Origin of the sequence: Aureimonas glaciei (assembly GCF_014643375.1) — a bacterium.
GTDB lineage: Bacteria > Pseudomonadota > Alphaproteobacteria > Rhizobiales > Rhizobiaceae > Plantimonas > Plantimonas glaciei.
Window position 1 is genome coordinate 1 of sequence record NZ_BMJJ01000006.1, and the last position, 26,316, is coordinate 26,316.

Below are 26,316 nucleotides of genomic sequence, written 5' to 3' on the forward strand. Positions count from 1 at the left end.
ACAGGAAAGGGCCCGATCGGGCCCTTTCCTGTGTCGTGCCCTCTCGGACGCGTGGCCTGGTTTTACTCCGCCACACTGGCCTGGAATTGCTCCGCCGTTGACAAGGCGACGATATCGTGAGCCTCAACGTCTACCGGCTTTCCAGCGGGCACCTGCTCGTGAAGCCTTGCGAGATGTCCATTCGGAAGGTCGAGGAGTTCGTCTTGAACTTTCGATCCGATGGCACAGCTCCGGGAAACGGCGCCATCGATTGATCGTCCGCGATCGTCCTGGACATTATCGCTTGCATCGACGGCTTCGTGCCCCTTATGTTCTCATCATGTTCAAGCTTCGAATGAAAACGCCAGTAGCCGTGATGCGGCTAGAGACACGCCGGAGATAGAGGGTTCGACCCCGTCCTCCGGCGCCTGATGGCGTGCGGCCAATGTGGCCACCGGAGCGACGACGATGACGACCCCTCTCGACAACAATTCAACGCCAGATCAGCCGGGCGGCGCACACACCGCACCCGAACCCCCGCGTCGTTTTCATCCGCTCGGCACGGTCAGGTGCTATGGCCGCCCGGCCTTCCGGACTCAGCTGGCACGGGATCTCGGCCTCCTTCTGGATCTGGACGACGAGATCGAATCCTGGCGTTGCCAGGTGTCGGCAGACTTTCTCCACGACGACGGCGCGTTGCGTTCCCGCGTCGTCGACTTCCTGGTCGTCCATGAGGACGGCTCCGAGATCCTCATGGATGCGGCCGGGCCACTCGGCGTGCGTCTTGCGGACCCGGGAGCGGCCTACAGTTCAGTCGCCGAAGATGAAATCCGGATCGAGCCGGCACTGACCAATGCACGCGAGATGATGCGGTACGCTCGCTGGACAACCCCGCTCGGCGACCGCGTGCGGCTGCTCGCATGGCTCGATGATGTCGGTTCGGTACCGCTGATCGAAGCAGCTGCGGCGATGCGCGGATCGGGGGAGCCGGTCGGTATGGTGATGGCTTTGGTCCTGAAACGCTTCGTGACGATCGACTGGCGCAAGGCGCCTATCGGCCCCGAGACCCTGGTCAGCCTGAGAAGATGAGCCACGGTCGATATGAGAATCCCATACTACGGAGGCGAACCGAAATGACCGGCGCCGGATACAGAGACGAATACGCGGATACGGACGACGACGAAGAACTGGACGACGCAGCCGTCGAGGCACTGCTCCGTCTTCAGGCGAAGGCTGTGGGCAAGATCGTCGACAACCTCCGTCCGACCGCTCGCGCCCTGTTCCGGCAGCTGCTGCCGGCGTTCTCGCCACGGACCCGCAAGGCGCTTGCCGAACGTCGTCCTCAGCTGCTGATCCTCCGCCTCCCGTCAGAAAGGTGGCTCGAGGCCGCAACGAATGCGCTGGAGGCTGCACTGGCGACAATTTCCAACGGATCCGCACAGGTCGGGCAATTCGGATCGGCATCCTTTCCGAGAACTGCACGGCTCGGAGCCCTGAAGGTCGATCTGATCATGAAGGATCTCTATTCTCAGTCCGTCGTCTGTTTCGTGGACGGAACCGACCGCGTGCCGGAGCAGCTTGCCGCCTTCACGGATTTCGTGACGCAAGTTGGGCCGTTCACGGCGGAGATGCTCCAAGGCGCGCTGGCCCTGCGATATCCCGATCGGCCCGGTGAATGGCCGGCGGACGTGGACCCCGCGTCAGTTCATCCGGACACGCTGGATCTCGTCCTGCGCAAGGCCTCGGATTCCGACGAGGCTATCCGTCTGCTGCGCTCCTTCCAGGCTGGCGGGAATCTCGTTGCGGCATCCGGCGATCATCCGAGACTCGAGGATCTTCATGGCTACGGTGAAGCCGCGGAGTGGGGACTGCGGCTCGTTGCCGACCTTGAGTCCTTTCGATGCGGTCGTATCGGCTGGGCGGATGTGGACTCCGGCTGTCTGCTCGTCGGACCGCCGGGCGTCGGCAAGACGCTTTTCGCTTCGGCGCTCGCGTCGTCCGCCGGCTGTGCGTTCTTTCCGACGTCCTATGCCGCCTGGCAGTCCAGCAAGACAGGACATCTGGGAGATCTGCTGAAGAGCATGCGGGCGGTTTTCGAGGAGGCAGGCAGTCAGATGCCTTCGATCGTCTTCATCGACGAGATAGACACGCTCCAAGCTCGGGGGTCGGGTTCGCTCCATGACGACTGGTGGCGATCCGTCACGAACGGTTTGCTCGAATGCGTCGACGGCACCAGCAGGAGGGAAGGGATGGTGATCATCGCCGCCTGCAACGATGGGACGAATCTCGACCCGGCACTCGTCAGGTCGGGCCGGCTCGACCGGCGGTTCACGATACAGATGCCGGACGAGACGGCCCTGGTCGGAATGTTCCGCTCCCATCTGGGCGGGGCCATTCCCGACGATGTCGTCCAACCGATCGCCACGGCGATGGCAGGAGCGACATCGGGGGCCGACGTGGTGCGGATCTGCCGGGATGCACGACGACTGGCTCGCCAGGCCGATCGCCCGGTCACGGGTGCCGACCTGCTGTCGGTAGCTCTACCGCCTGAGACCAGGCCGCAAGCCGTCCTGCGAAGGGTCGCGATCCACGAGGCCGGCCATGCCGTCGTGCACATGTTGTACGGAGGCATGCCCGCGGCGCTCTCGATCGTCCGGAACGGGGCGTCGGGCGGCGGGGTCGTGTTCGAGATCGACGAGGATGCCGTGGAGGGCCTGCGAGGAGACATCGAGGCGCTCATCGTGCCTATTCTTGCGGGAAGGGTGGCAGAGCAGATAGTTTTGGGCTCGGTTTCCGCGGGTGCCGGTGGGGCCGATACGTCGGATCTTGCCCGTGCGACCTCCTGGCTGGTGCAGCTCGAAACCCGCTTGGGACTCGGCAGCCGTCTGTCGTTCGGCCAGCAGGCAGATGGCGACAACGTCGAGGTGCGGATAAGGCGTCTCTATGCGGAGGCCCTGATGCTGGTTTCCCGGCACCGTCAGGCGGTCGTCGCTCTGGCGGATCTCGCGCTGGAGCGTAGAGTGCTGGGAAGAGAGGCGCTCAAGCATTTCGCGATCATGCATATTGTCCAGATCGCATGACCAAATATATCAGCGCTCACAACACGCTCGACTATGCTGCGTGCTGAAGTTGGGGTGAGCATGTCGCCCAGACATGCTCACCCCTCACATTTGGCACACATTTTCCAATCGATCTGCTATGCTTTATAGGCCCTAGGTTCATTTCCGGCTGTCTGGAAATGTTTCAGAAGACGGATAATTCCACAAATGCTGCGCCTCCAGCCGATCCTTGAACACGCTACAGCAGACTATGTACTTATTCAGGCATGGAAGAAGACAGTCAATAACATCCGTGTCCATAATTGGTACTCCGATACGCTAGAACTCGACAGGGCGACAGCGAATCTTCCTGACTTCATTAAGAATTTAGCGACCGAAATGCGATCCCCACGCGAATGGCTGAGCATGCCTTTGCGCATTGTTCTGGCTCCGAAGTCTCAGCAGTGGATCGATGACAAGGGCGACTGGAAGCCGGCGCCGAAGGTCGAAGTTAAGCTGCGTCCGCTCGCACACTTGTCTCTTCGAGATCAGGTAGCTGCAACCTCGATCATGATGTGCATGGCGGATCCGGTCGAGTCTGCGCAGGGAGATCCTCGCGCCAAAGTCGATGACGAAACTTCACGGGCAAAGGTCTCCTCGTATGGAAACCGCCTGTTTTGCGATCCTGCAGCTGACGGCAAGCTTCAGCATCGGTGGGGATCCACCACTACCTATCGGGCCTACTTCCAAGATTACAGGTCATTTTTGGCGAGGCCGGAAGTTGTCGCTGCTCAAATCGACGCCACATCCCGGCAAGTCGCCATCGTTCAGACCGACCTTCGGCAGTTCTATGACCGGGTGCGTCCGAAGAGTCTTTATGCGACGATAGCGAAATTTATCGAGCCAAGCGGTCCTGACGCGGAATTCCTGCAGCTGACGCGCAACGTTCTGAACTGGAATTGGCATGGCGACGACCAAAAGCTGGCAGAAGGGTTCGCCTCGAAAGAAATGATCGAGGACTACGACAAGATCGCGTTGCCACAGGGTCTAATCTCCTCAGGCTTTTTCGCGAATGTCGCGCTACTCGATTTCGACGCCGCCATCCGCTCCAAAGTCGGACAGGACATCGGATCAGGTATCACACTTCACGACGCCATTCGCTACGTCGATGACATTCGGCTCGTCGTCACCTTCGATGCCGCTAGCGACCTGCGCACAATTGAAGATGAAATGGTGTCCCGTCTGTCGGAGTTGCTGGACGTCCATGCATCAGGGATGAAAATCTCGAGGGAAAAAACCAAAATAGCTCTCTTCCATGGAGAGAAGCGCCCCTTGATACGTCAGAGCCTACGAATGTCTCGGATCCAAGCCGCCGTATCCGGTGGCTTTGATGCATCTGGTGGAGAAGAAATAATCGATGCCGTCCAAGGCCTGATACGTACACAGCAGCGGCTTGCTGAACGTGAAGCCATCCGAGACAAAGAGTACACAAGCCCTCTGGTGGCAGTGCCGGATGTTGGCGACGGTACAGTTTCCCGTTTCGGCGCCGCTAGATTTCGGAGCACCTACAGGTCACTGCGACCGTTGTTGGCGGCAGCCAACCGGGCCCCTACCGACGAACCCGGTCAGGCCGAAGCCTATACGGGCGAAGCTGAAGAGGGTGAAGCAGATGATAACGTCGATAGCCTCGGACGTCTGGCTAGAACACAGGAAGAATTGGACGACGAGGCACGGTCTTTCGCGTTCGGCCTGATCGAAGCCTGGGTTGAAGATCCGTCCAACGTTCGTCTCCTCCGTATTGGTTTCGATATATGGCCAGCTGTCGAAATCTTGGATCACGTTCTTAGTTTGATCAAGGATTATACGGTAGGCAAGCATCGTGGTGATCGACGAATGGTCGCGCTCTATTGCCTTTCGCAGCTATTCAGCGCTGGAGCAACAGAGACTGGCTTCGTCCAAGATACTGATTGCATGCCGGCAAAAGTCGATATTGCCGCCTATCGTGAAAGACTTAAGGCTGAGGCCATACGGCTGCTTTCAACGTCGAGCAGCTTGCCGTGGTATCTAAAGCAGCAGGCGTACCTGTTCCTTGCCGTCTACGCGCCTGAGGCGGCGCCCGTTTCGATGGCCGGTAATGTTGCGGAAACCAAGGACTATCGCGAACTGATACGCTTCCTGAGGGGAGACGAGCCCCGAGGGAATTCGACTGAGTTCGCAACGCTGGCTATTGTAGCGAGACGTTCGATCCTAGACGCCGCATCTGCCTTGGCTTTGGTTGCCCCTCAATTGAACGACCTGCGGCTCGCACAGATCGCCATGCGTGATCCAGCCTTCGCAGCAGAGATCGTAATCGCCGATGTTCGTAACGATCTATCTCTTCCGTCTCATATCGCCGACGATCTATGCCTTGGAAGGCGTCTGCAAAAACCCGACTTCAAGTCGTTGTCTGACGTCGTTCTGATGGAGACAGAAAGTCCGCTGAGGAACGAAATCGGCATCGCGAGTTTCCTCTGCGCTTTGACCAAGGCCTTGTCGACGTTATCTGAACCGATCGACGTTTTGACGCCAATGAACGTCCTCCTCAAAACAAGCGTGAAAAGAGGCTTCACGGTGGTCGAAGAGGTCGAACTGGCATCTTCGGAGCGGAACCACGACGAGCAGTCCATCTATCGTCCACCCTCTTGGGCAGATTCAAAAAACAGATGGCGGTTCCAGGTTGGCTACCTCCTACGTTTTATTCTGACAGGGCGGCGAGACTTTACCGAGATCGTCCGACCTCCTTCATGGCGAGACGGGAACGCGATCTACAGGGCCACCAGGAGCCATTGGTATCAACGACTGCACGGCCTCTACAATGGCCACGAAGCCTTCGGCGACGACTGGCTGCCGGTGTCCGATGCAGTTGAACAAATCCTGTTCGAACTGCTCTTGTGGCCAGGGTGCCGCGGCACATCGACAAATAGATTCGTCGATCGGGAAGTTGACGAGGCACTGAATGTATTCGCTCGATTTTTGACTGCGGCCTGGAACGAGGTTGGTGATGCGTCGGGTTTGCTCTTTCTGGCGCTTCCTCCTCCCAAGTTATCGTCGTATTTTCCAAAAGGGGGAGATAGGCCGCTGCGCGGATGCGTCGTGCAGCTCGCGATGCCCAGCGAAAAGCAGGTTGAAGACGATCTGACCCTCTCTGGATCAAAGCTACGTCGGAAGCACCGGAATCATTTGTCCAGGGCTCTCGCCGCAGTCAGGGCGGCGATAGATCTGCGGGAAACTCATAAGCCGCAAGATGGTCGTCTCGATTGGCTTCTGCTTCCCGAGCTGTCAGTCCATCCGGACGATGTCCGAACGCATCTGATTCCCTTCTCCCGTCGATATAAGGCGATGATCTTTGCGGGCATGGCCTATGAAGAAATCGAGCCCGGGAAGCCGTTGGTCAATTCGGCCAAGTGGATCATTCCCTCGTTAAGCCCGACCGGCGGTCTGCAGATGATCGTTCGGCGCCAAGGAAAGAAAAATCTCGCCCACCTGGAGCACAAGTTCAACGATCCGGTCGAGAGGATCAGAGGATTTCGGCCCTGCCAGTGGCTAGTTCCATACCCATATAAGAAAGATAGTAATTCTGAGAAGTTGTGGTTAAGCGGTTCAATCTGCTATGATGCGACAGATATGGCCGTCCCGACAGATCTTAGGGACAAATCAGACATTTATGCAATCAGCGCGCTAAACATCGATGTCGGTACCTTTGACCACATGGCGATGGCCCTCCATTATCACATGTACCAAATGGTGGTAATAGCCAACAACGGCTTGTTTGGTGGAAGCAATGCTTACCTTCCAAAAAAGGACGGGTTTCGGAAGCAGGTTTTTCACTCGCATGGGCAGCCGCAGGCATCCGTTTCGTTCTTCGAGATAGACAGTCCCGAGGAAATGCGGTGGCGTGTGGAAATCGGCAAGGGAACCCTTAGTCCGGACGGCGGAGACAAATGGAAGTACCCTCCTGCTGGTGTGAAAGGACGATAGTAGCTCCCGCCGTCTCGATACATTGGATCAAATAAATAAAGGCCCGGTGATCAAGCACCGGGCCTTTATTCTGCCTAATCCGGTATCATTTTACCGGAAAGTTCGAGCTATGTGTCGTTTGGCGATACATTGTGTCGCGTCACAGACCAAGCGAACAACCGGAACAATCATGAGCACCCGGAAGTACTCCCGCAGGTGTCGCACTTCAGGCAGGTGCCGTTGCGCACCATGGTGAAGTTGGCGCATTCCGAGCAGCTTTCGCCGGTGTAGCCCTTCATCATCGCCTCGGCGCGGCGTTCGTTGGCGCTGGGGCGCGGGGCGGCTTCGACCTGGGCCTTGTCGCGCTCCGTGGCGGGGAAGGCGAGGGGGCTGTCGAACAGGCCCTGCGCCGGCGAGACGTCGGCGACCGGGGCGGGCTCGGCCAGGGGCTCGAAGTCGCGCTTGAAGGCCGTCGCCAGCTTGCCAGAGGCGGCCGAGCCCGCGCCGCTGCGCGCCGACAGCGCGGTGACGTTGGCCGCCGGTGCCGAAGGCGCTGGCGATGCCGCGGCCACGGCGGGCGCCGGGGATGCCGCCACTGGCGCGGCCGAAGGCCCGCGCAGGATGGTGGCGCTGGCCGGCGTCGCGCCCTTCGGCGCGGTCGTGCCGAGCGAGCCGGCCGGCTCGGCGGTGGCCACGAGACGGAATTTCGCCGTCTGGCCGCGGACCATGCCGTGGCTCACCGGCGAAGGCTTGTCGCCCTCGACGCCTCGGCCGATGCTCGAAGTGCCGAAATCTTCCGGCTGGACATGGGCGAGATCGTGCCGGCCGAGATAGGAGACGGCGAGCTCGCGGAAGACGTAGTCGAGGATCGACGTGGCGTTCTTGATCGCCTCATTGCCCTGGACGATGCCGGCGGGCTCGAAGCGCGTGAAGGTGAAGGCCTCGACATATTCCTCGAGCGGCACGCCGAACTGCAGGCCGAGCGAGATGGCGATGGCGAAATTGTTCATCATCGCGCGGAAGGCGGCGCCTTCCTTGTGCATGTCGATGAAGATCTCGCCGATGCGGCCGTCGTCGTATTCGCCGGTGCGCAGATACACCTTGTGGCCGCCGACGATCGCCTTCTGGGTATAGCCCTTGCGGCGGTTCGGCAGTTTTTCGCGGTCGCGGATGACCTTCTCGACGATGCGCTCGACGATGCGCTCGGCGACTTCCGCGGCGCGCGCCGCGGCCGGGGCGGCGATCAGCATCTCGGTCGCGGTGGCGACGAGATCCTCCTCCTCGTCGACATCGTCGGCGATGAGCGAGGAGTTGAGCGGCTGCGAGAGCTTCGAGCCGTCGCGGTAGAGCGCGTTGGCCTTCAGCGCCAGCTTCCACGACAGCATGTAGGCGGCGTTGCAATCCTCGACGGTGGCGTCGTTCGGCATGTTGATGGTCTTGGAGATCGCCCCGGAGATGAAGGGCTGGGCGGCCGCCATCATCTTGATGTGGCTGTCGACCGAGAGCGAGCGCTTGCCGATGCGGCCGCAAGGGGTGGCGCAGTCGAACACGGCCAGGTGCTTGTCCTTCAGGAAGGGCGCGCCTTCCAGCGTCATGGCGCCGCAGACATGGACGTTGGCGGCCTCGATGTCGGCCTTGGAGAAGCCGAGGAAGGGCAGGAGCTCGAAGGAGAAGTCGTTCAGCTGGGCGTCGGTCAGGCCAAGGGTTTTCTTGCAGAACTCCTCGCCGAGCGTCCACTTGTTGAAGGCGAACTTGATGTCGAAGGCGCTCTTCAAGGCGGTGTTCAGCGCCTCGATCTCGGTCGGGCCGAAGCCCTTGGCGCGCAGGGATGCGGAGTTGATCGCGGGGGCCTGGTTGAGATTGCCGTGGCCGACCGCATAGGCCTCCATCTCGCCGATCTCGGCTTCCGTGTAGCCGAGCGAGCGCAATGCCGCGGGCACGGCATTGTTGATGATCTTGAAGTAGCCGCCGCCGGCGAGCTTCTTGAATTTCACCAGCGCGAAGTCGGGCTCGATGCCGGTGGTGTCGCAGTCCATCACGAGGCCGATCGTGCCGGTCGGGGCGATGACCGAGACCTGCGCGTTGCGGAAGCCGTGCTTGACGCCGAGCTCGACGGCCTCGGTCCAGGCCGCCTTGGCGCGGGCCGAGAGGCGCTTGTCCTTCAGCGAGGAATGGTCGAGCGGCACGGGATCGACGGCGAGGCCCTCATAGCCGTTGGCGATGCCGTGTGCGGCACGGGCATGGTTTCGCATGACGCGCAGCATGTGATCGGCATTGCGCTCGTAATCGGGGAAGGTGCCGAGCTTTTCGGCCATCTCCGCCGAGGTGGCGTAGGCGACGCCCGTCATCAGCGCCGAGACGGCGCCGCAGATCGAACGGCCTTCGGCCGAGTCATAGGGGATTCCGCTCGTCATCAGGAAGCCGCCGATATTGGCAAAGCCCAGGCCGAGGGTGCGGTAGTCGTAGGAGCGCTGGGCGATCTCCTTGGACGGGAACTGCGCCATCAGGACGGAGATCTCGAGCACGACGGTCCACAGGCGCGTGGCATGTTCGAAGGCTTCCGTCTCGAAGCGGCCGCCCTCTTCGCGGAACTGAAGGAGGTTCAGCGAGGCAAGATTGCAGGCCGTGTCGTCGAGGAACATGTATTCCGAGCACGGATTGGAGGCGATGATCTCGCCCGCCGCCGGGCAGGTGTGCCAGTCGTTGATCGTGGTGTGGAACTGGATGCCGGGATCGGCCGAGGCCCAGGCGGCATAGCCGATGCGCTCCCAGAGGTCGCGGGCCTGGAGCGTCTTGACGGTGCGGCCATCCTTGCGGGCGGTCAGGTTCCAGGGGCCGTTATCCTCGACCGAGCGCAGGAACTCGTCGGTGACGCGGACGGAATTGTTCGAATTCTGGCCGGCGACGGTGAGATAGGCTTCCGAATCCCAGTCGGTGTCGAAGACGGGGAAATCGATGTCGGTGTAGCCCTGGCGGGCAAACTGGATGACGCGCTTGATGTAGTTCTCGGGCACTTGGGCCCGCTTGGCATCCTTGACGGCGCGCTTCAGGGCTCCGTTCTGCATCGGGTCGAAGCGCACTTCTTCCGCCTCGGGGCCGTCGACGCAGGCGGCCAGGATCAGCTTCAGATGCTTGGAGACGACGCGCGAGCCGGTGACGAGGGCGGCGACCTTCTCCTCCTCTTTCACCTTCCACGAGATGTAGGCCTCGATGTCGGGGTGGTCGATGTCGACGACGACCATCTTGGCCGCCCGGCGCGTGGTGCCGCCCGATTTGATGGCGCCGGCGGCCCGGTCGCCGATCTTCAGGAAGCTCATCAGGCCCGACGACTTGCCGCCGCCCGACAGACGCTCGCCTTCACCACGCAAGCGCGAAAAATTGGAGCCCGTGCCCGAGCCGTACTTGAACAGGCGCGCCTCGCGTACCCACAGGTCCATGATGCCGCCGTCGTTGACGAGATCGTCGGCGACGGACTGGATGAAGCAGGCATGCGGCTGCGGATGCTCATAGGCCGAGGTCGAGCGGGTCAGTTCGCCGGTGAGGTAGTCGACGTAGAAGTGGCCCTGGCCGGGGCCGTCGATGCCATAGGCCCAGTGCAGGCCGGTGTTGAACCACTGCGGCGAGTTCGGCGCGACCTTCTGCGTCGCCAGCATGTAGGCGAGCTCGTCCATGAAGGCGCGCGCGTCTTCCTCGGTGGCGAAATAGCCGCCCTTCCAGCCCCAATAGGTCCAGGTGCCGGCGAGCCGGTCGAAGACCTGCCGCGCATCCATTTCGGAGCCGTAGCGCTCGCCTTCCGGGAGAGCGGCCAGCGCCGCTTCGTCGGCGACGGAGCGCCAGAGCCAGGACGGCACGTCGTTCTCCTCGACGCGCTTGAGCTTGGCCGGAATGCCTGCCTTGCGGAAATATTTCTGCGCCAGGATGTCGCTTGCCACCTGGCTGAACTGCGCGGGAACATCGATGCCCTCGAGCCGGAAGACCACCGAGCCATCGGGATTGCGGATCTCGCTGGTCGCCTGACGGAAGGCGACGCCGGCATAGGCGCCTTCACCAGCTTTGGTATAGCGGCGGTCGATGTTCATGCCCATGGGACGGTCCTTGGAAAGCTGGTGGTGAAACGGTCGCGTGCTGCCAGGGCGCTGCGATACGACAGGAATCGTCGGTATCACGCACCTTAGCGACATGTTGTGTCTGCGTCTAAGTCCGACGCTAGATATAGTATGTTCGGAAGGGTTAAGCGAGTCTTTCCGCGACGCTCTTTGGTTTGCCGGCAGGACTGCGGCACGTCGGCAACGGGTGTTTCGCAGCGCCCGCGGGCTCGGCATTCGCCGCCATGACCCCGCAACACCAGGAGAATTCGACGCTAGGGCGAGTCTGTCGCGAGGGTCAAGGCGATGCGAACGGGGAGGGGGTCGGAAAGACGCTGCGGTCATGACGCTTGTGGATAGCGGGCAGAACCGACCGTGAATCGGAGACGGGGAACACAGGCAAGTCATTGGATAGACAGCCAAGCTCTTGACGGAGGAGGCGATTCAGCTTTCCTGTCCTCGACATTGCGCTAGCCCAAGAGGCTGTGAGGGCGCGCGCATCGGCATCTCGAAGGAAATCTGTCTATGAACGAGGACGGTTCGGCGCGGTACGGAGCGGCCGACCTGCTCGATTCGCCGCCGGAAAAGGCCTTCGACCGGATCAGCGAACTGGTCGCCAAACTGCTGCAGGTGCCGGTCTCGCTGGTGACGATTCTCGATGCCCAACGCCAGTTCTTCAAGAGCGCCCGTGGCCTGACCTCGCCGTGGAGCGAGGCGCGCGAGACGCCCCTCACGCATTCCCTATGCCAGCACGTCGCCCGCACCGGCGCCCCGTTGATCGTCAACGAAGCCAGGACCGATCCTCTGGTCCGCGACAACCTGGCCATCGCCGATCTCGGCGTCGAATCCTATCTCGGCTTTCCCGTGCATGCGCCCGACGGCTCGATCATCGGTGCGCTCTGCGCCATCGATCGGGTGCCCCGCTCCTGGACCGGTGCCGAGCAGGGGATCATGCACGACCTGGTCGAGATCCTCGAAACCGAACTGAACCTTCGCGAGGAAATCCGCCGCCGCCGCGAGGCCGAGGAGGCGCGCCAGATCCTGATGCGGGAGATGGAGCACCGGGTGAAGAACAGCTTTGCCAAGGTGCAGGCGATCGTCAGCCTGTCGCTGCGCGGGCGCCGCGACCTCGACGACATCCGCCAGTCGATCAGCCAGCGCATCGGCGCGCTGGCCAAGACGCAGTCGCTGCTCGTCAACACCAGCGGTCAGGCGGCTTCACTGGAGGCGGTGCTGCTGAACGAGCTCGGCTACTACGACGAGGACGGCAGCCTCAGCCTCGCGGGTCCGGTGGTGGCCCTCTGCGAGGACGATGCGATTCTCGTCGGCATGCTGGTGCACGAACTGGCGACCAATGCCGCCAAATACGGGGCGATCGCGCTCGGCGGAGATCTGGCGATCGGCTGGAACGAGGTCGACACCGAGGATCGGCGCCGGCTGCTCCTCGAATGGCGGGAGAGCGGCTGCGCGCTTTCCGGGCCGCCGGAGAAAACCGGTTTCGGCACCAGCCTTCTCGATGCGCTCGTGGTGCGGCAGAGCCGGGGTCGGATCACGCGCGACTGGCGGCCCGAGGGGCTCTTGATGGTCGCCGAGTTCGACCTGGCGCCGCCGACGGTGGCGGTGCCGGAAACGATCGACGAGTGGAGGGCGGCGCTGACCTGACGCCGTCACCGGACGCGAACCCGTGCAGCGCTCGCGAAGGCGGGCGGCCGGGCGTCTGGAACACGGCCGCGAAAGGCGGCTTTGCAGCTTTCGGGAAAATCACGCGAAAACCGAGAGTCAGTGCGCGACGGCGGTTCGACGGAGTACCGTCCGCTTCAGCCCGCGGTGCCCTTGCCGATCGGCGCCTGGAAGGTGAGGCCGAGGTCCCAGGGGAAATAGATCCAGGTATCCTGCGACACTTCGGTGATGAAGGTGTCGACGAGCGAGCGGCCTTTCGGCTTGGCATAGACGGTGGCAAAATGCGCCTTGGGCAGCATGGCGCGCACGAGGCTTGCGGTCTTGCCGGTATCGGTGAGGTCGTCGACGATGAGAATGCCCTCGCCGTCCTCCTCGACCAGCTCCGGGCTGATCTCCTTCAGCACCATCAGCTCGCCCTGCTCGGCATAGTCGTGATAGGAGGCGATGCAGACCGTCTCGATCAGCCTGATGCCGAGTTCGCGCGAGATGATCGCCGCCGGGACGAGCCCGCCGCGGGTGATGCAGACGATGGCTTTCCATTCCGGCCGGACGCCGGCCAGCCGCCAGGCGAGGGCCCGCGCGTCGCGGTGGAACTGTTCCCAGGAGACCGGGAAGGATTTTTCGGCGGCCGACATGGCAGACTCCAGCGAAGGGGCATTGGAGCCATGCCGATAGACCGGGACGGCCGTTCGGGCAAGCCGAGCGTCACCTTCCCGACATCACCGCCATCAGCGCTTCTACCGCCGCCGTCGCCGTGGCGAGCTTTTCCGCATCGCGCGAACGCAGAACGATCTGCGTCGAGTAGCGCTGGCCGTCGAAGCGGGGATAGGAGCCGATGGCGACGCCGGGATGCAGTTTCTGGATCGCCGCGAGCGGATCGCCGATGTCGCCCTCGCCGAACGGGCATTCGACGCTGACGCTGGCGATCGCCTGGCCGGCGGGGAGCTGCGACAGCGCATTGCCGAGCATCGCCTCGAAGACGGCGGGCACGCCGGCGAAGACGAAGACGTTGTCGACGCGAAAGCCCGGCGCCATCGAGACCGGGTTGTCGACGAGGCTGGCGCCTTCCGGCGTGCGCGTCATCCGGCGGCGCGCCTCGGTGAAGGGAAGGTTGCGCCCCTCGTAATAGGCCGTGAGCCGCGCCACGGCCTCCGGGTGCTCGATCAGCGGCAGCGAAAAGGCCGCCGCCACGGCCTCGGCCGTCACGTCGTCATGCGTCGGGCCGATGCCGCCCGAGGTGAAGACGAAATCATAGTTGCGGCGCAGCGTGTTCAGCGTGTCGGCGATGAGGTGCGGATCGTCGCCGATGATGCGCACCTCCTTCAGGTCGATTCCGGCCATGGTCAGGACGTCGGCGAGATGGCCGATGTTCTTGTCCTTGGTGCGTCCCGACAGGATCTCGTCGCCGATCGCGAGCATGGCGGCCGTGGTGGGGGTGGAAGGCAGTTGCATCGTCTCGACCTCGTCGCATCGACAGACCTTGCCGAAGGCGGGTCTCCGCCGGCATGGGCCGGCCGTTTGTTCGACTGACTACATCGCGCATTCCCGGGAAAAGGCAAGCGGCGAAGGGCCCGGGCCACTGTCCCGGCAGGGTGGACGGTGCGTCCGGGCCAACGGGCCTTTTCAAAGGGCCCCGGCACCTGTCTCATGACCGCATTCCCGCAGACCGGGACCCACGAGGCAAAAGGGCTCACCCATGGCAAAAGTGCTGGTACTCTACTATTCGAGCTACGGTCATATCGAGACCATGGCGAAAGCCGTGGCCGAGGGCGCGGCGAGCGCCGGCGCCGAGGTCGACATCAAGCGCGTGCCCGAAACGGCGCCGCCCGAGGTCGTCGCCGCCGCGCATTTCAAGGTAGACCACGATTTCCCCGAGGCGCAGCCCGACGATCTAAAGAATTACGACGCCATCATCGTCGGCGCGCCGACCCGCTACGGCAACATGTCCTCGCAGATGGGCGCGTTCTGGGACCGCACCGGCGGGCTCTGGTTCAACGGCGCGCTGATCGGCAAGGTGGGCGGTGCCTTCTCCTCGAGCGCGACCCAGCACGGTGGCAACGAGTCGACCCTTCATTCCATCCACAAGACGCTGCTGCACCACGGCCTCGTCATCGTCGGCCTGCCCTATTCCTTCGCCGGCCAGATGCGCAACGACGAGATCACCGGCGGTTCGCCCTATGGCGCCACCACCATCGCCAATGGCGACGGCTCGCGCCAGCCGAGCGAGAACGAGCTCGACGGCGCCCGTTTCCAAGGCAAGCACATCGCCGAGATCGCCGCCAAGCTGGCGGGCTGACCAGCTGCCTGACGCGGCTGCTTGAAACGGCCGGCCGACAGTGGCCATCGACAAGCCGCGCGGTGTCCCTGGACGCTGCGCGGCTGGTTTCCTCAGTCTGGAATGCGGCAGGCCCGCGGGTCTGGAAGGGCAGGCGGGTCGCTGCCCTGGCAGCGCCGATCGACGGCAGGCGGCTTTAGAGACAGGCGTCCTTGTGCGTCCTCGGTGCTTCGGCAAGGTTCTCGTCGAGGGCCTGTTTCAGCTGCTCCAGCGCCGAGTTCTGGCGCTTCAGGCGATGCAGCATGCCGTCGGCGACATCTTCGAGAGACGGGGCGTCTCCCAGCCAGAGATCGAACCGACCCTCTGGTGTCCGAGGGGCCTGCCGATATGACAAGCGGGTGCGATCGTCTCTGAAAGGCGTCATTCCAACCTCGCCGCAAAGATGCTTCCTCGCCAAAGATTCTACCGGATTTCCGGCCAGAATCTACTGCAAAGCGCATCGGCAGAAAGAAATAAAAAATTAGTTAATAATAGATGATCATTAAAGGATAGTCATGTTTGTAACCCATCATGGCGACTTCCCGCGGGGACAACGCCAGATGGTGGAGCCGCGGGCGTCGGCGATGGGCCGGCGGCCGGGGCGGCCGTGTTCGGTCGTCTCCCCGAGAGCATGGTCCCGAGAGATGGCTTCCGGCTTTCGGGAAAGATCGTTTGATCCGCGCTCTTACGCTCCTGCGAAACCGCGCGGACGCTGCGCCATTTGTCGCTGCGTCCGGTGCTGCGAAAGCCCGCCTTCACGTTTCGCCGCCTGCTCTCTGCACCCCTAACCATGGGGGGCGCCCAGGCGGCTGCCCGCGGGGGAACGCCAACGCGCCTCGCTGACACGGCGCGACGCGGTCGCCTCTCATCGCAATGACGGCGCGGACTTCCCGCCATGACGGCAGTTCGCTTGTTCCTGTCCATGCCGTCGGCCACCAGGGTGACCGAGGTTTGGTGCGGACGACGGGACTTGAACCCGTAATCCCGAAGGCGACAGATTTTAAGTCTGCTGCGTATACCAATTCCGCCACGTCCGCACGCCCCGCTGTCCTAAGCCAGACGCGGCAGATTGCAAGATCGGCCTGCCGCGCGGCGAGGGGCGGGCGCCGCTGCGATGGTGATTCCGGCCAGCCTTGGGGCTTGCCCTGGGGGCCGCCTTTGGACGACTGTTGCGCCATGCCCGAGCGAGAGTTTGCCATGACCCACCGACCACCGCTTTCCGCCTTTGCCGGTGCTGCCCCCGCTCTCGTCGATGCCGCGACCGGGCGGCGGCCGGCGGACCTCGTGGTGCGCAACGGGATCTGGGCGAACGTGCATTCGGGCGAGATGATCGCCGGCACCGACATCGCCGTGAAGGACGGGCGCTTCGCTTATTGCGGGCCGGACGCCCGCCACGCGATCGGGCCGGACACCATCGTCGTCGATGCCGCCGGCCGTTTTCTCGTGCCCGGCCTCTGCGACGCGCACATGCATGTCGAGAGCGGCATGGTGACGGTGACGGAATTCTGCCGCGCCGTCATCCCGCACGGCACCACCTCGATGTTCATCGATCCGCACGAGATCGCCAATGTCCTCGGCCTCGCCGGCGTCCGGCTGATGCACGACGAGGCGATGGTGCAGCCGGTCAATGTCTGGGTGCAGATGCCCTCCTGCGTGCCGTCGGCGCCGGGGCTGGAGGAGGGCGGGGCGGAACTCGGCGCCGCCGAGATCGCCGAGGCCATGGCCTGGCCGGGGATCATCGGCCTCGGCGAGGTCATGAACTTTCCCGGCGTCGTCGCCAATGATCCCGTGATGACCGGCGCCATCGAAGCGACCCGCCGAGCCGGCAAGACCGTCGGCGGCCACTACGCCTCGCCCGATCTCGGCCTTCCCTTCCACGGCTATGTCGCCGGCGGGCCGGAGGACGATCACGAGGGCACGCGCATGGAGGACGCCGCCGCGCGCGTGCGCCAGGGCATGAAGGCGATGCTGCGCCTCGGCTCGGCCTGGTATGACGTCGCCAGCCAGATCCGCGCTGTCACCGAAATGGGCCTCGACCCGCGCCACTTCATCCTGTGCACCGACGACTGTCATTCCGGCACGCTGGTGCGCGACGGCCACATGGACCGCGTCGTGCGCCACGCCATCCGGCAGGGGCTGAAGCCGATAACAGCCATCCAGATGGCGACGCTGAACACCGCCGAGCATTTTGGCCTCGCCCGCGAGATCGGCTCGATCGCCCCCGGCCGCCGCGCCGATTTCCTGCTGGTCTCGAACCTCGCCGAGCTCACCATCGACGCGGTCTATGCCCGCGGCGTGCTGATGGCCGAGGGCGGCACGCTCGTCGCCGACCTGCCGGCCTATCCCTATCCGGCCGAGGCCAAGGGGACCGTCCGTCTCGGCAAGCAGCTTTCCGCCGCCGACTTCGCGGTCGCCGCGCCCGAGGGAGCCAATGCCGCGACGGTGCGGGTCATCGGCGTCGTCGAGAACCAGGCGCCAACCAAGGCGCTGACGGCGACGCTTTCCGTCCGCGACGGGCTGGTCGAGGCCGACGAGGACCAGGGCGTCGCCCATATCGCGCTGGTCGAGCGGCACCGCGCCAGCGGCGACGTCACCAACGCCTTCGTTTCCGGCTTCGGCTATCGCGGCCGCATGGCCATGGCCTCGACCGTCGCCCATGACAGCCACCACATGATCGTCGTCGGCACCGACCGCGAAACCATGGCGCTCGCCGCCAACCGGCTGGGCGCCGTCGGCGGCGGCGTGGTGTTTTTCGCGGACGGCGAGGAGAAGGCGGTGATCGAGATGCCGATCGCCGGGCTGATGTCGGACGAGCGGGCGGAGATCGTCGCCGAGAAGGCCGACCGGCTCATCGCCGCGATGCAGGAAGCCGGCTGCCGGCTCAACAACGCCTATATGCAGCATTCGCTGCTGGCGCTGGTGGTGATCCCCTCGCTGCGGATCTCCGACAAGGGGCTCGTTGACGTCGACCGATTCGAGATCGTCGATCTTTTCGTCTGATCGTCCCTCGACTATCACTTGGCGCGCGCGGGCCGGGCGCGTGGGGTGCCGGACCGTTGCCGATCCGATCGGGAGCAAGTGATGCGTCGTTGGCTGCTGTGCACTGTCATTCTGGGCGCCGCTTTGTCCGGGGCCCGGGCGGAGTCGCCCGCCTTCATCTGCCAGCTGGCCGGCGACAAGGTGCTGCTCGGGCGCGCCATCCCCGATCCCTCCGTTTACGAGTTCGCCCTGCGCGACGCCACCGGCGATCTCGCCAAGGATTGCCGCGCCGATATGCGCGACAGCGACGTCTATGCCGGCGAGAGGTCGATGGCCTGCCGCTTTGCCGACGGACGGGCGATCCTCACGACCTCGGCGACGGACGGATCGGGCGACCGCTTCGTCATCCGTGCAGCCGAAGGCGATCCAGCGACCGACTGCGCTCTGGAAAAGCGCGAGGGCGATGTCGCGATCGGCGACGCGACGACCGCGCTGCATTTCGAGGACGTGCAGCAGGACCGCATGCTCTTGACCAACTCGACCGGGCCGACCATCGACCTTCTGCTCTACGACATCCAGACGGGCGCCGAGGTCCTCTCGGTCAAGGCCGGCGAGATCGTCGAGTTCGGCCCGGAGGGGCTCGTCTACTGGCAGCGGACAGGCGAGGCGACGGACAAGAACTGTCCGGATTATGCCTCGCTTATGGCCGACTTCGGCGCGGCGGCGATCGACACCGAGATGCGCTTCGACCCGGCGACCGGCAAGACCTCGAAGACCGGCGAAACCCGCTGCAGTCCCGTGCAGTAGCCCCGAACTCTCGCACCGGTCGAGGGAAACACGGTCTCCCGGCTTTCAGCCGCCCGGCTTTACAAAGCGGGCGGTTTGGTCGATGGCTGTGCAATCATTCAACCGGCGAGGAGAGGGGCGTATGATGGCATTTTCGACATCGATCTGCGGAGCCGCGTCCCTCATTATCGGCGCCGGCGCACGCTAGGCCTGAAGCGGCTTTATCCGCTTCATCCCTCGTGCTTCCGGTTCGCGGCGGATCGTCCGTGATGATCCCCGCATGCCGCGCCGCAGGCTTTGGCCGTGGCGCATCATCTTCCCGGGACCGGCCAAGCCGTCTCCCCAGACGACAAGACCCGATATGACCACGACAGAATTCACGTCCCGCGTCGCCCGTGCGGAAGAAGCATTGCGCCAGCTCTTCCCGGCAACGCCCTTGCAGCTGAACGAGCATCTTTCGGCGAAATACGGCGCGCGCATCTACCTGAAGCGCGAAGACCTGACGCCCGTGCGCTCCTACAAGATCCGCGGCGCCTTCACCTTCATGCGTAAGCACCTGGAATCGGGCGCCGAGACCGCGTCCTTCTGCTGCGCCTCGGCCGGCAACCACGCGCAGGGTTTTGCCTTCGCCTGCCGGCATTTCGGTCTGAAGGGCCGCATCTTCATGCCGGTGACGACGCCGCAGCAGAAAATCCAGAAGACCCGAATCTTCGGCGGCGACGCCATCGAGATCGAGCTCGTCGGCGATTTCTTCGACGACTGCTATGCCGCGGCCAAGGCCTATTCCGCGTCCTCGGGCGCCGCCATGGTGCCGCCCTTCGATCATGAGGACATCATCGAGGGCCAGGCCAGCGTCGCCCTCGAGATGATCCAGCAGCTCGGCGGCGAGGCGCCGGACATGATCATCCTGCCGGTCGGCGGCGGCGGCCTGTCCTCGGGCGTCACCCGCTATTTTGACGAGTCGCCGCACCACCGCCGCCCGGATATCCGCTATGTCGAGCCGCTCGGCGCGCCGAGCCTGCAGACCAGCCTGCTGGCCGGCAAGCTCGTCCGCCTGCCGCAGCTCGACGGTTTCGTCGACGGCGCCGCCGTCGCCGAGATCGGCCACATCCCCTTCGCCACGCTGCGCCATGCCGATCCGGGCAAGGTCGTGCTCTCGCCCGAGGGCCGCCTTTGCCAGACCATGCTGGAAATGCTGAACATCGAGGGCATCGTGCTCGAACCCGCCGGCGCCCTCGCCATCGACGCGCTGCGCTCGCTCGGCAATGAAGTGCGCGGCAAGACGGTCGTGCTCGTCGTCTCCGGCTCCAACTTCGACTTCGAGCGTCTACCCGACGTGAAGGAGCGGGCGCTGCGCTACGAGGGGCTGAAGAAATACTTCATCCTGCGCCTCGCCCAGCGCCCCGGGGCTTTGCGCGACTTCCTGGCTTTGCTCGGCCCCGACGACGACATCGCTCGCTTCGAATACCTGAAAAAATCCGCCCGCGACTTCGGCTCCATCCTTCTCGGCATCGAGACCAAGGCGCCGGAAAATTTTGCCGCGATCTTCGAGCGCTTCGAGACGAACGGCATTCGCTATCAGGACATCACCGACAATCAGATCATGGCCGATCTCCTGATCTGAGCGCGCGGTTTTCGTGCATCGCATCACAGGACGGGGCGCCATTCTTCTCCCCTTGGGGGAGAAGAATGGCGCGAAGCGCCGGATGAGGGGCCGGCGCGTCAGGACGATCACCCGCCGCGCTCCCCTCATCCCGCTGCCGCGACCTTCTCCCCGGAGGGGAGAAGAAACGCTTCCTCAGCCGCCCGGGCTAACCGTCTCTCGACCAGGACATCACCACCAACCAGATCATAGCCGATCTGTTGGTCTGAGCGCGTTTTCGCGCATCGCATCGCATCACAGGACGGGACGCCATTCTTCTCCCCTTGGGGGAGAAGGTGGCGCGAAGCGCCGGATGAGGGGTCGGCGGGTCAGGACGATCGCCGACGGCGCTCCCCTCATCCCGCTGCCGCGACCTTCTCCCCGGAGGGGAGAAGAAAGCCTTCCTCAGCCGCCCCCTCACGTCTCCGCGTCATACCCGGCGACGCCGCTGTCGAGCAGGCGGCGGAGGCGTTCCAGGCCGTCCTTTACCGTTGCCCGCTGCGAGGAGGAGAAGGCGATGCGCACGCGGTGATAGCTGCGGTCCATGCGCGCCGACTTGTACTCGTCCTCGTCGTCGATCAGGAGACCGTCGGCGAGCGCGGCGTTGCGGAAGGTGCCGGACAGCCAGACTTCCGGCAGCTTCAGCCAGAGGAAGGGCACGTTCGGATGCGAGCGGAAGTCGTGTCCGGCGAACACGGCGCGCGCGATCGCCTCGCGCGCGGTCGCCTCGGCCACCGTCCGCCGGCTGATGTCCCGCGCCGCGCCGGACAGGACGAGCCGCGCCGCCGCCTCGGTGAGGATGAAGGACAGGCCGCCCGTCGTCATCTTGTGCGTGACCTTCACGCGCTGGCTGAGATGCGGCGGGCAGGCGACCCAGCCGCCGCGCACGCCGGCCGCCACCGCCTTCGACAGGCCGCCGACGACGAAGGTGCGCTCCGGCGCGAGGCTGGCGATGAGCGGCGTCGGATCGCCCGAGACGCCGCCATAGATGTCGTCCTCGATCAGCCAGACGTCGTGCCGGCGGGCGATTTGCGCGATCGCCTGCCGCCGGCTCTCGTCCATGATGGTCAGCGTCGGATTGTGCGCCGTCGGGATGAGGAAGGCGACTTTTGGGTGCTGCTGGGCGCAGACGCGCTCGAAATCCTCCGGCACCATGCCGCCCTCGTCGGTTTCGACTGGCGCGATGCGCCGGCCGATCAGGCGCGTGCTGCGGCTGAGCTGGCTGTAGGTCAGCGTCTCGAAGGCGACGCGGTCGCCGGGCGCGGTGACGGCGGCAATGACGGCGAGCGCCGCGGCATGCGCGCCGTGCGTCGGCACGATGTCCTCGGGCGCCGACCGCCAGCCATTGCGCTCGAGCCAGGCGGCGCCAGCATCGAGCCAGTCCTGATGGTGGGTGCGCGAGTAGCTGGCGATGTGCAGGGGATGGTCGGCGGCGACCGAGGCGAAGATTTCGCCGATCACCGCGCCCTGGCCGATGTCGGGCGCCGCGGTCGAATCGAAACGCAATTTGTCGGGCGGGGCATCGTGCAGCCGCGTGCCGCCGAAATCCGGCAGGATCGGCGCCGAGGCGCGGAGCGGCCCGCCTTCGGCCCGCGCCATCACATAGGTGCCGCGCCCGATCTCGCCGCTGACGAGGCCGCGCTCGCGCAGCAGGCCATAGGCGCGGCCGACGGTGCCGATTGTCACCCCAAGATCGAAGGCCAGATGGCGCTGGGGCGGCAGTTTCGCTGCCGGCGCCAGCGTACCGTCGACCATGGCGGCTTCGATCGCGTCGGCGAGGCGCGCATAATAAGGTCCATCGCCTTCGCGCGGCTGGGGTGTCCATATTGTCATGGGAACAATGAACTATATTGCCAGGACGCGCCCGTCAATTCTAGAGATTGTCTCGCAGTCAGCCAAGTTTTAGGGGTTCAATATGAGCGTCAATGTCGATCATGGGGAGACAATATTGGCTTTGTCCTCCCGCGTCGCGCGAAGGGTGTTGGCGCTCAAGGCCTTCGCCCTTCGCTGGCAGCAGGCGCTGAGCCGTGGCTCGGCTCTTTACCGCAGCCGACGCCAGCTCTTGGAGCTGTCCGATGCGCAGCTCCGGGATATCGGCCTCACCCGCCGAGAGGCCGCTGCCGAGGCGCGTCGGGGTTTTGGTGGGGGCTGACGGCCTTGAAATTCTGGCGGATCGTGGCGAACGCGTCGCGTTTGTTTCGGTGCCGTGCCGACGGCGTCGCTGCCATCCGGCCCGATCTTTGCCGGTCGCGCTAGGGCTGGGCGGCGGCAACGCCGGGCAGGGCGGCGATCCACTCGGTGATGCGGGTGGCGATCTCCGCGCTCGTCGCCGGCGACAGGATCCGTCCGGCGAGCACGTGGTTGTTCGGATCCCCCGTCACCGGTACCTGCACCAGCGTGTGAGGCCCGCCCCAACGGGCGGCGACGTCCTCGGTGGCGGCGGGATCGACGATCGTGTCGGCTGGCGAGACGAGGAAGAGGGCGGGGAGGGTGATCGTCCCGACATCGAGGTTGCGCACCGCGCGGATCAGCGCGCCCATCGGCAGCAGCGAAACGAGCGGGTAGCGCGTCGTCCAGTGCGACGCCTGCGCGTCGTTCACCGGGTCGAAGCTACGCTCCTCGCCGAGCAGCCACGGGCCGATCTTGCGCGCGAAGGGCAGCTCGAGCGCAAAGGCATAGCGGTCGAGCAGGCGGTAATTCGGCGAGACCAGGACGAGGCCGGCGACATCGTCCATCAGGCCCGGCCGGGTCGCACCGAGCGTCGCCAGCGTTCCGCCGGTCGAGGTCGCGATCACCACGACGCGCTCGCCGATCGTGCGGCCGATGGCGATCGCCTCGGCGAGATCGTTCAGCCATTCGTTGACGTTGGTGCGGCCGAGCGCCGTGCCGTCGCGGCCATGGCCGGAGAGGCGGGTGAAGAAGAGATTGGCGCCGAGCGCGCTGGCCACTTCGTCCGGTACCGGACGCATCTCTTCCTTCGACGCCGAGAAACCGTGGACATAGACGATCGCCAGCGGCGTCTTGGCGCGCGAGGCGGGATAGGCCCAGACGATCTCCTTGGTGTCCGCGGGCCTTAGATTGGGCACGTCCGCCTCGGCCCGCGCCAGATAGGCGCCGGGATCGTCGCCGATGACGGCGGGATCGAAGGTGACGGTCAGGTCCACCGGCTCGCGCGGCGCCAGGAGCCAGACGGCGGCGCCGCCGAGGACCAGAAGAAACAGGATGACGAGGCTGATGCGCAGGATCACGGCCGGTCCGCAGGGAGAGATCGGAAGACCCTGACTTAGCCGGTTTGTCCCCGCGTTCAAACACGGATGCGCGTCCGCTCTCGATAATGCCGGGGAGGAGCGCATATTGGCGGGTGATTCTGCCAGCGGGAGACCAGCGTGCGCGTCGGATGTCCAAAGGAAATCAAGAACCACGAATACCGGGTCGGGCTGACGCCCGGCGCGGTGCGCGAATACGTCACGCACGGCCACAGCGTCCTCGTCGAGACCGGGGCCGGCCTCGGCATCGGCGCGACCGATGCCGACTACCGCGCCGCCGGCGCGACCATTGCGGCCAGCGCCGAGGCCGTCTTTTCCGGCAGCGACATGGTGGTGAAGGTGAAAGAGCCGCAGCCGCACGAATGGGTGCAGCTGCGCGAAGGACAGATCCTCTACACCTATCTCCACCTCGCGCCCGATCCGGCGCAGACGGAGGGGCTCCTGGCCTCGGGCGTCAGCGCCATCGCCTACGAGACGGTAACGGACGCGCGCGGCGGCCTGCCGCTGCTGGCGCCGATGTCGGAAGTCGCGGGACGCCTGTCGATCCAGGCGGCGGCGACGGCGCTGGAAAAGGCGCATGGCGGCCGCGGCATCCTGCTCGGCGGCGTGCCGGGCGTGGCGCCGGCCAAGGTCACCATCATCGGCGGCGGTGTCGTCGGCAAGGAGGCGGCGAAGATGGCGATCGGCCTCGGCGCCGACGTCACCATCCTCGATCGCTCGATCCAGCGCCTGCGCGATCTCGACGACCTCTTCGCCGGCCGCGTCCACACCCGCTATTCCACGCTCGCGGCGATCGAGGCGGAAGTGTTTTCGGCCGATGCGGTGATCGGTGCGGTGCTGATTCCCGGCGCTTCGGCGCCGAAACTCGTGACGCGGGCGATGCTGGCCGGCATGAAGAAGGGCGCCGTCCTCGTCGACGTCGCCATCGACCAGGGCGGGTGCTTCGAGACCTCGCACGCCACCACCCATGCCGAGCCGACCTTTGAGGTCGACGGAATCGTGCACTACTGCGTCGCGAACATGCCGGGCGCGGTGCCGGTGACCTCTACCCACGCGCTCAACAACGCCACGCTGCCCTTCGGCCTGGCACTCGCCGATCATGGCCTCGATGCGCTGAGCCGCGATCCGCATCTGATGCGCGGCCTCAACGTGCACCGCGGCCAGGTCACCAACCGCGCCGTCGCCGACTCGCTCGGCCGCGACATGGTCGAGCCGCAGGACGCACTGGCGAAGTAAACATCGGACCGAAAGTCCGGTGCGAGGCGCGGACGCTCGATCCCCGCCTCGCACCGGCGCGTCGTTCGGGAGAATGTCGGCGATGGCGCGCGGCCTTCAGGTCCCTCCGCGCTGCTGCGCCACCGGCAGCCAGCCGATCAGGCGCCGGCGCCTCTCTCCACCCTTTCATTACCAATTCGTGGAACGCTGCCCGTCAGAAACGATCGCCATCAACAGAACATCGGTGCGTTGGAGGACGGATATGGCTGAACGCTCCCGAATGGCCTGGATCGATGTGGCGAAAGGGATCTCCATCGTCCTGGTCGTCATGATGTACGCCGCCTACAACACCGGGGAATATACTGGCGGGACGGGGTTTCTGCATTACGTCATCGGCTTTGCGACGCCGTTCCGGATGCCGGAATTTTTCCTGATCGCCGGACTGTTCTTGTCGAGGGTGATCGACCGGCCATGGCGCATCTATGCTGACCGCCGCGTGATCCACTATCTGTATTTTTATGGGCTCTGGATGGTGATCGACATCGTGCTCAAGGTCGGGATCGTCCAGGGCGACGCGGCGGGCATGCTTCAGCAGATCGCCAAAGCGACGGTGCAGCCTTACGGCGTGCTTTGGTTCATCTACATGCTGGCCGTCTTCAGTCTCGTGGCGAAGCTTCTGCGGCAAATCGCTCTGCCGCCGGCGGCGATCCTCATTATGTCGGCTGTGGCGCAGATGTCCGCCCTTCAGTCCCCCAGCTACGTGGTGACCCAGTTCGCCGCCTACTTCGTGTTCTTCTACGTCGGCGCCGTCGCGGCACCGCTCGTCTTCCGGATCGTGGAAGGGGCGGAACCCCGGCCGGCTTTGGCGCTGGGCGGGCTGGTCGTCTGGTTGGGCCTCAACGGCGTGCTGGTGTTTTCGCCGGGTTTCGTCGTCGAGCCGATGCACATGACGATGGGCTACCTCGCTGCCTTCCCGCCGGTCCATCTGGCGCTCGCGCTGATCGGCGCCATCGCGCTCTGCGTGGCCGGTGCCTTGCTGGCCGAATTGCCCTCCATGGACTGGCTGCGCTGGCTGGGTGAGCATTCCCTGGTGATCTATGTCTCCTTCACGATCCCCATGTCGCTCTTTCGCGAGTTGATGCTGTCCAGTGGGATTCTGACGGAGACCGGTCCGCTCAGCATGGCGGTTCTCGTCGTTTCCCTCGTCGCCCCCGTCCTCGTGTACCTAGCGGTGCGGCGCACCGGCGTCGGAGCCTTTCTGTTCCAGCGGCCGGACTGGGCCCATATCGCGCCGCCCGCGCGACTGGCTGTCTGAAAGGCGCTTGAACGACTGTCG

17 protein-coding genes and 1 tRNA gene are annotated in these 26,316 nt (G+C 64.5%); 11 read left to right on the forward strand and 7 right to left on the reverse strand.

What is annotated here, in order from left to right; translation table 11 throughout:
- The first annotated feature begins 447 nt into the window (after positions 1-447).
- From IEX88_RS13155 to IEX88_RS13165, 3 genes are all read left to right on the forward strand, one after another.
- Positions 448-1,068, forward strand: a complete 621-nt coding sequence (locus IEX88_RS13155) for a hypothetical protein (RefSeq protein ID WP_188851342.1) — start codon at positions 448-450, stop codon at positions 1,066-1,068.
- Between the two features lie 44 nt (positions 1,069-1,112).
- Positions 1,113-3,059, forward strand: coding sequence for an AAA family ATPase (locus tag IEX88_RS13160; protein WP_188851344.1), 1,947 nt, complete (start codon positions 1,113-1,115; stop codon positions 3,057-3,059).
- Between the two features lie 186 nt (positions 3,060-3,245).
- Positions 3,246-7,034 carry an RNA-directed DNA polymerase gene (locus IEX88_RS13165; protein ID WP_188851346.1) on the forward strand — a complete coding sequence of 1,263 codons (3,789 nt, stop codon included), beginning with the start codon at positions 3,246-3,248 and terminating at the stop codon, positions 7,032-7,034.
- 167 nt (positions 7,035-7,201) lie between these two features.
- Here the strand turns inward: IEX88_RS13165 and IEX88_RS13170 are convergent, their stop codons facing one another.
- Positions 7,202-11,092, reverse strand: a complete 3,891-nt coding sequence (locus tag IEX88_RS13170; RefSeq protein ID WP_188851866.1) for a vitamin B12-dependent ribonucleotide reductase — start codon at positions 11,090-11,092, stop codon at positions 7,202-7,204.
- 531 nt (positions 11,093-11,623) lie between these two features.
- Between IEX88_RS13170 and IEX88_RS13175 the strand changes: the two genes are divergently transcribed.
- On the forward strand, positions 11,624-12,760 hold the full coding sequence (locus tag IEX88_RS13175; RefSeq protein WP_188851355.1) for an HWE histidine kinase domain-containing protein: 1,137 nt from the start codon (positions 11,624-11,626) through the stop codon (positions 12,758-12,760).
- A gap of 155 nt (positions 12,761-12,915) precedes the next feature.
- Here the strand turns inward: IEX88_RS13175 and gpt are convergent, their stop codons facing one another.
- A complete protein-coding gene (gpt, locus tag IEX88_RS13180; RefSeq protein ID WP_188851357.1) occupies positions 12,916-13,413 on the reverse strand; it encodes a xanthine phosphoribosyltransferase in 498 nt (165 codons plus the stop codon).
- A 70-nt stretch (positions 13,414-13,483) separates the two neighbouring features.
- The gene (locus IEX88_RS13185; protein WP_244640164.1) at positions 13,484-14,230 is read right to left on the reverse strand and encodes a competence/damage-inducible protein A; all 747 of its coding nucleotides are present in this window, start codon (positions 14,228-14,230) and stop codon (positions 13,484-13,486) included.
- A 244-nt stretch (positions 14,231-14,474) separates the two neighbouring features.
- Here IEX88_RS13185 and wrbA point away from each other — a divergent pair, with 244 nt between their 5' ends.
- A complete protein-coding gene (gene wrbA / locus IEX88_RS13190) occupies positions 14,475-15,074 on the forward strand; it encodes an NAD(P)H:quinone oxidoreductase (protein ID WP_188851359.1) in 600 nt (199 codons plus the stop codon).
- Positions 15,075-15,249: 175 nt separating this feature from the next.
- Here the strand turns inward: wrbA and IEX88_RS13195 are convergent, their stop codons facing one another.
- Positions 15,250-15,477, reverse strand: a complete 228-nt coding sequence (locus tag IEX88_RS13195) for a hypothetical protein (protein WP_188851361.1) — start codon at positions 15,475-15,477, stop codon at positions 15,250-15,252.
- Between the two features lie 567 nt (positions 15,478-16,044).
- Positions 16,045-16,129, reverse strand: a tRNA-Leu gene (locus tag IEX88_RS13200).
- Positions 16,130-16,289: 160 nt separating this feature from the next.
- Between IEX88_RS13200 and ade the strand changes: the two genes are divergently transcribed.
- From ade to ilvA, 3 genes are all read left to right on the forward strand, one after another.
- Entirely contained in the window at positions 16,290-18,092 is a 1,803-nt protein-coding gene (gene ade / locus IEX88_RS13205; protein ID WP_188851363.1) for an adenine deaminase, read from the forward strand.
- Positions 18,093-18,173: 81 nt separating this feature from the next.
- A complete protein-coding gene (locus tag IEX88_RS13210; RefSeq protein ID WP_188851366.1) occupies positions 18,174-18,878 on the forward strand; it encodes a hypothetical protein in 705 nt (234 codons plus the stop codon).
- A gap of 340 nt (positions 18,879-19,218) precedes the next feature.
- A complete protein-coding gene (ilvA, locus tag IEX88_RS13215) occupies positions 19,219-20,481 on the forward strand; it encodes a threonine ammonia-lyase IlvA (RefSeq protein ID WP_188851368.1) in 1,263 nt (420 codons plus the stop codon).
- Between the two features lie 435 nt (positions 20,482-20,916).
- On the opposite strand, the gene IEX88_RS13220 is transcribed toward ilvA, so the two are convergent.
- Complete coding sequence (locus IEX88_RS13220) at positions 20,917-22,332, reverse strand: aminotransferase-like domain-containing protein (RefSeq protein WP_188851370.1); 1,416 nt, start codon at positions 22,330-22,332, stop codon at positions 20,917-20,919.
- Between the two features lie 82 nt (positions 22,333-22,414).
- On the opposite strand from IEX88_RS13220, the gene IEX88_RS13225 reads away from it, so the two are divergent.
- Complete coding sequence (locus IEX88_RS13225; protein WP_188851372.1) at positions 22,415-22,651, forward strand: YjiS-like domain-containing protein; 237 nt, start codon at positions 22,415-22,417, stop codon at positions 22,649-22,651.
- A 100-nt stretch (positions 22,652-22,751) separates the two neighbouring features.
- Here IEX88_RS13225 and IEX88_RS13230 read toward each other — a convergent pair whose 3' ends face one another.
- Positions 22,752-23,747 (reverse strand): alpha/beta hydrolase, encoded by a 996-nt coding sequence (locus tag IEX88_RS13230; protein ID WP_244640166.1) that lies wholly within the window; start codon positions 23,745-23,747, stop codon positions 22,752-22,754.
- Positions 23,748-23,885: 138 nt separating this feature from the next.
- Here IEX88_RS13230 and ald point away from each other — a divergent pair, with 138 nt between their 5' ends.
- Complete coding sequence (gene ald, locus IEX88_RS13235; protein WP_188851376.1) at positions 23,886-25,001, forward strand: alanine dehydrogenase; 1,116 nt, start codon at positions 23,886-23,888, stop codon at positions 24,999-25,001.
- Between the two features lie 82 nt (positions 25,002-25,083).
- Complete coding sequence (locus tag IEX88_RS13240; protein ID WP_244640168.1) at positions 25,084-26,295, forward strand: acyltransferase family protein; 1,212 nt, start codon at positions 25,084-25,086, stop codon at positions 26,293-26,295.
- The last annotated feature ends 21 nt before the right edge of the window (positions 26,296-26,316 follow it).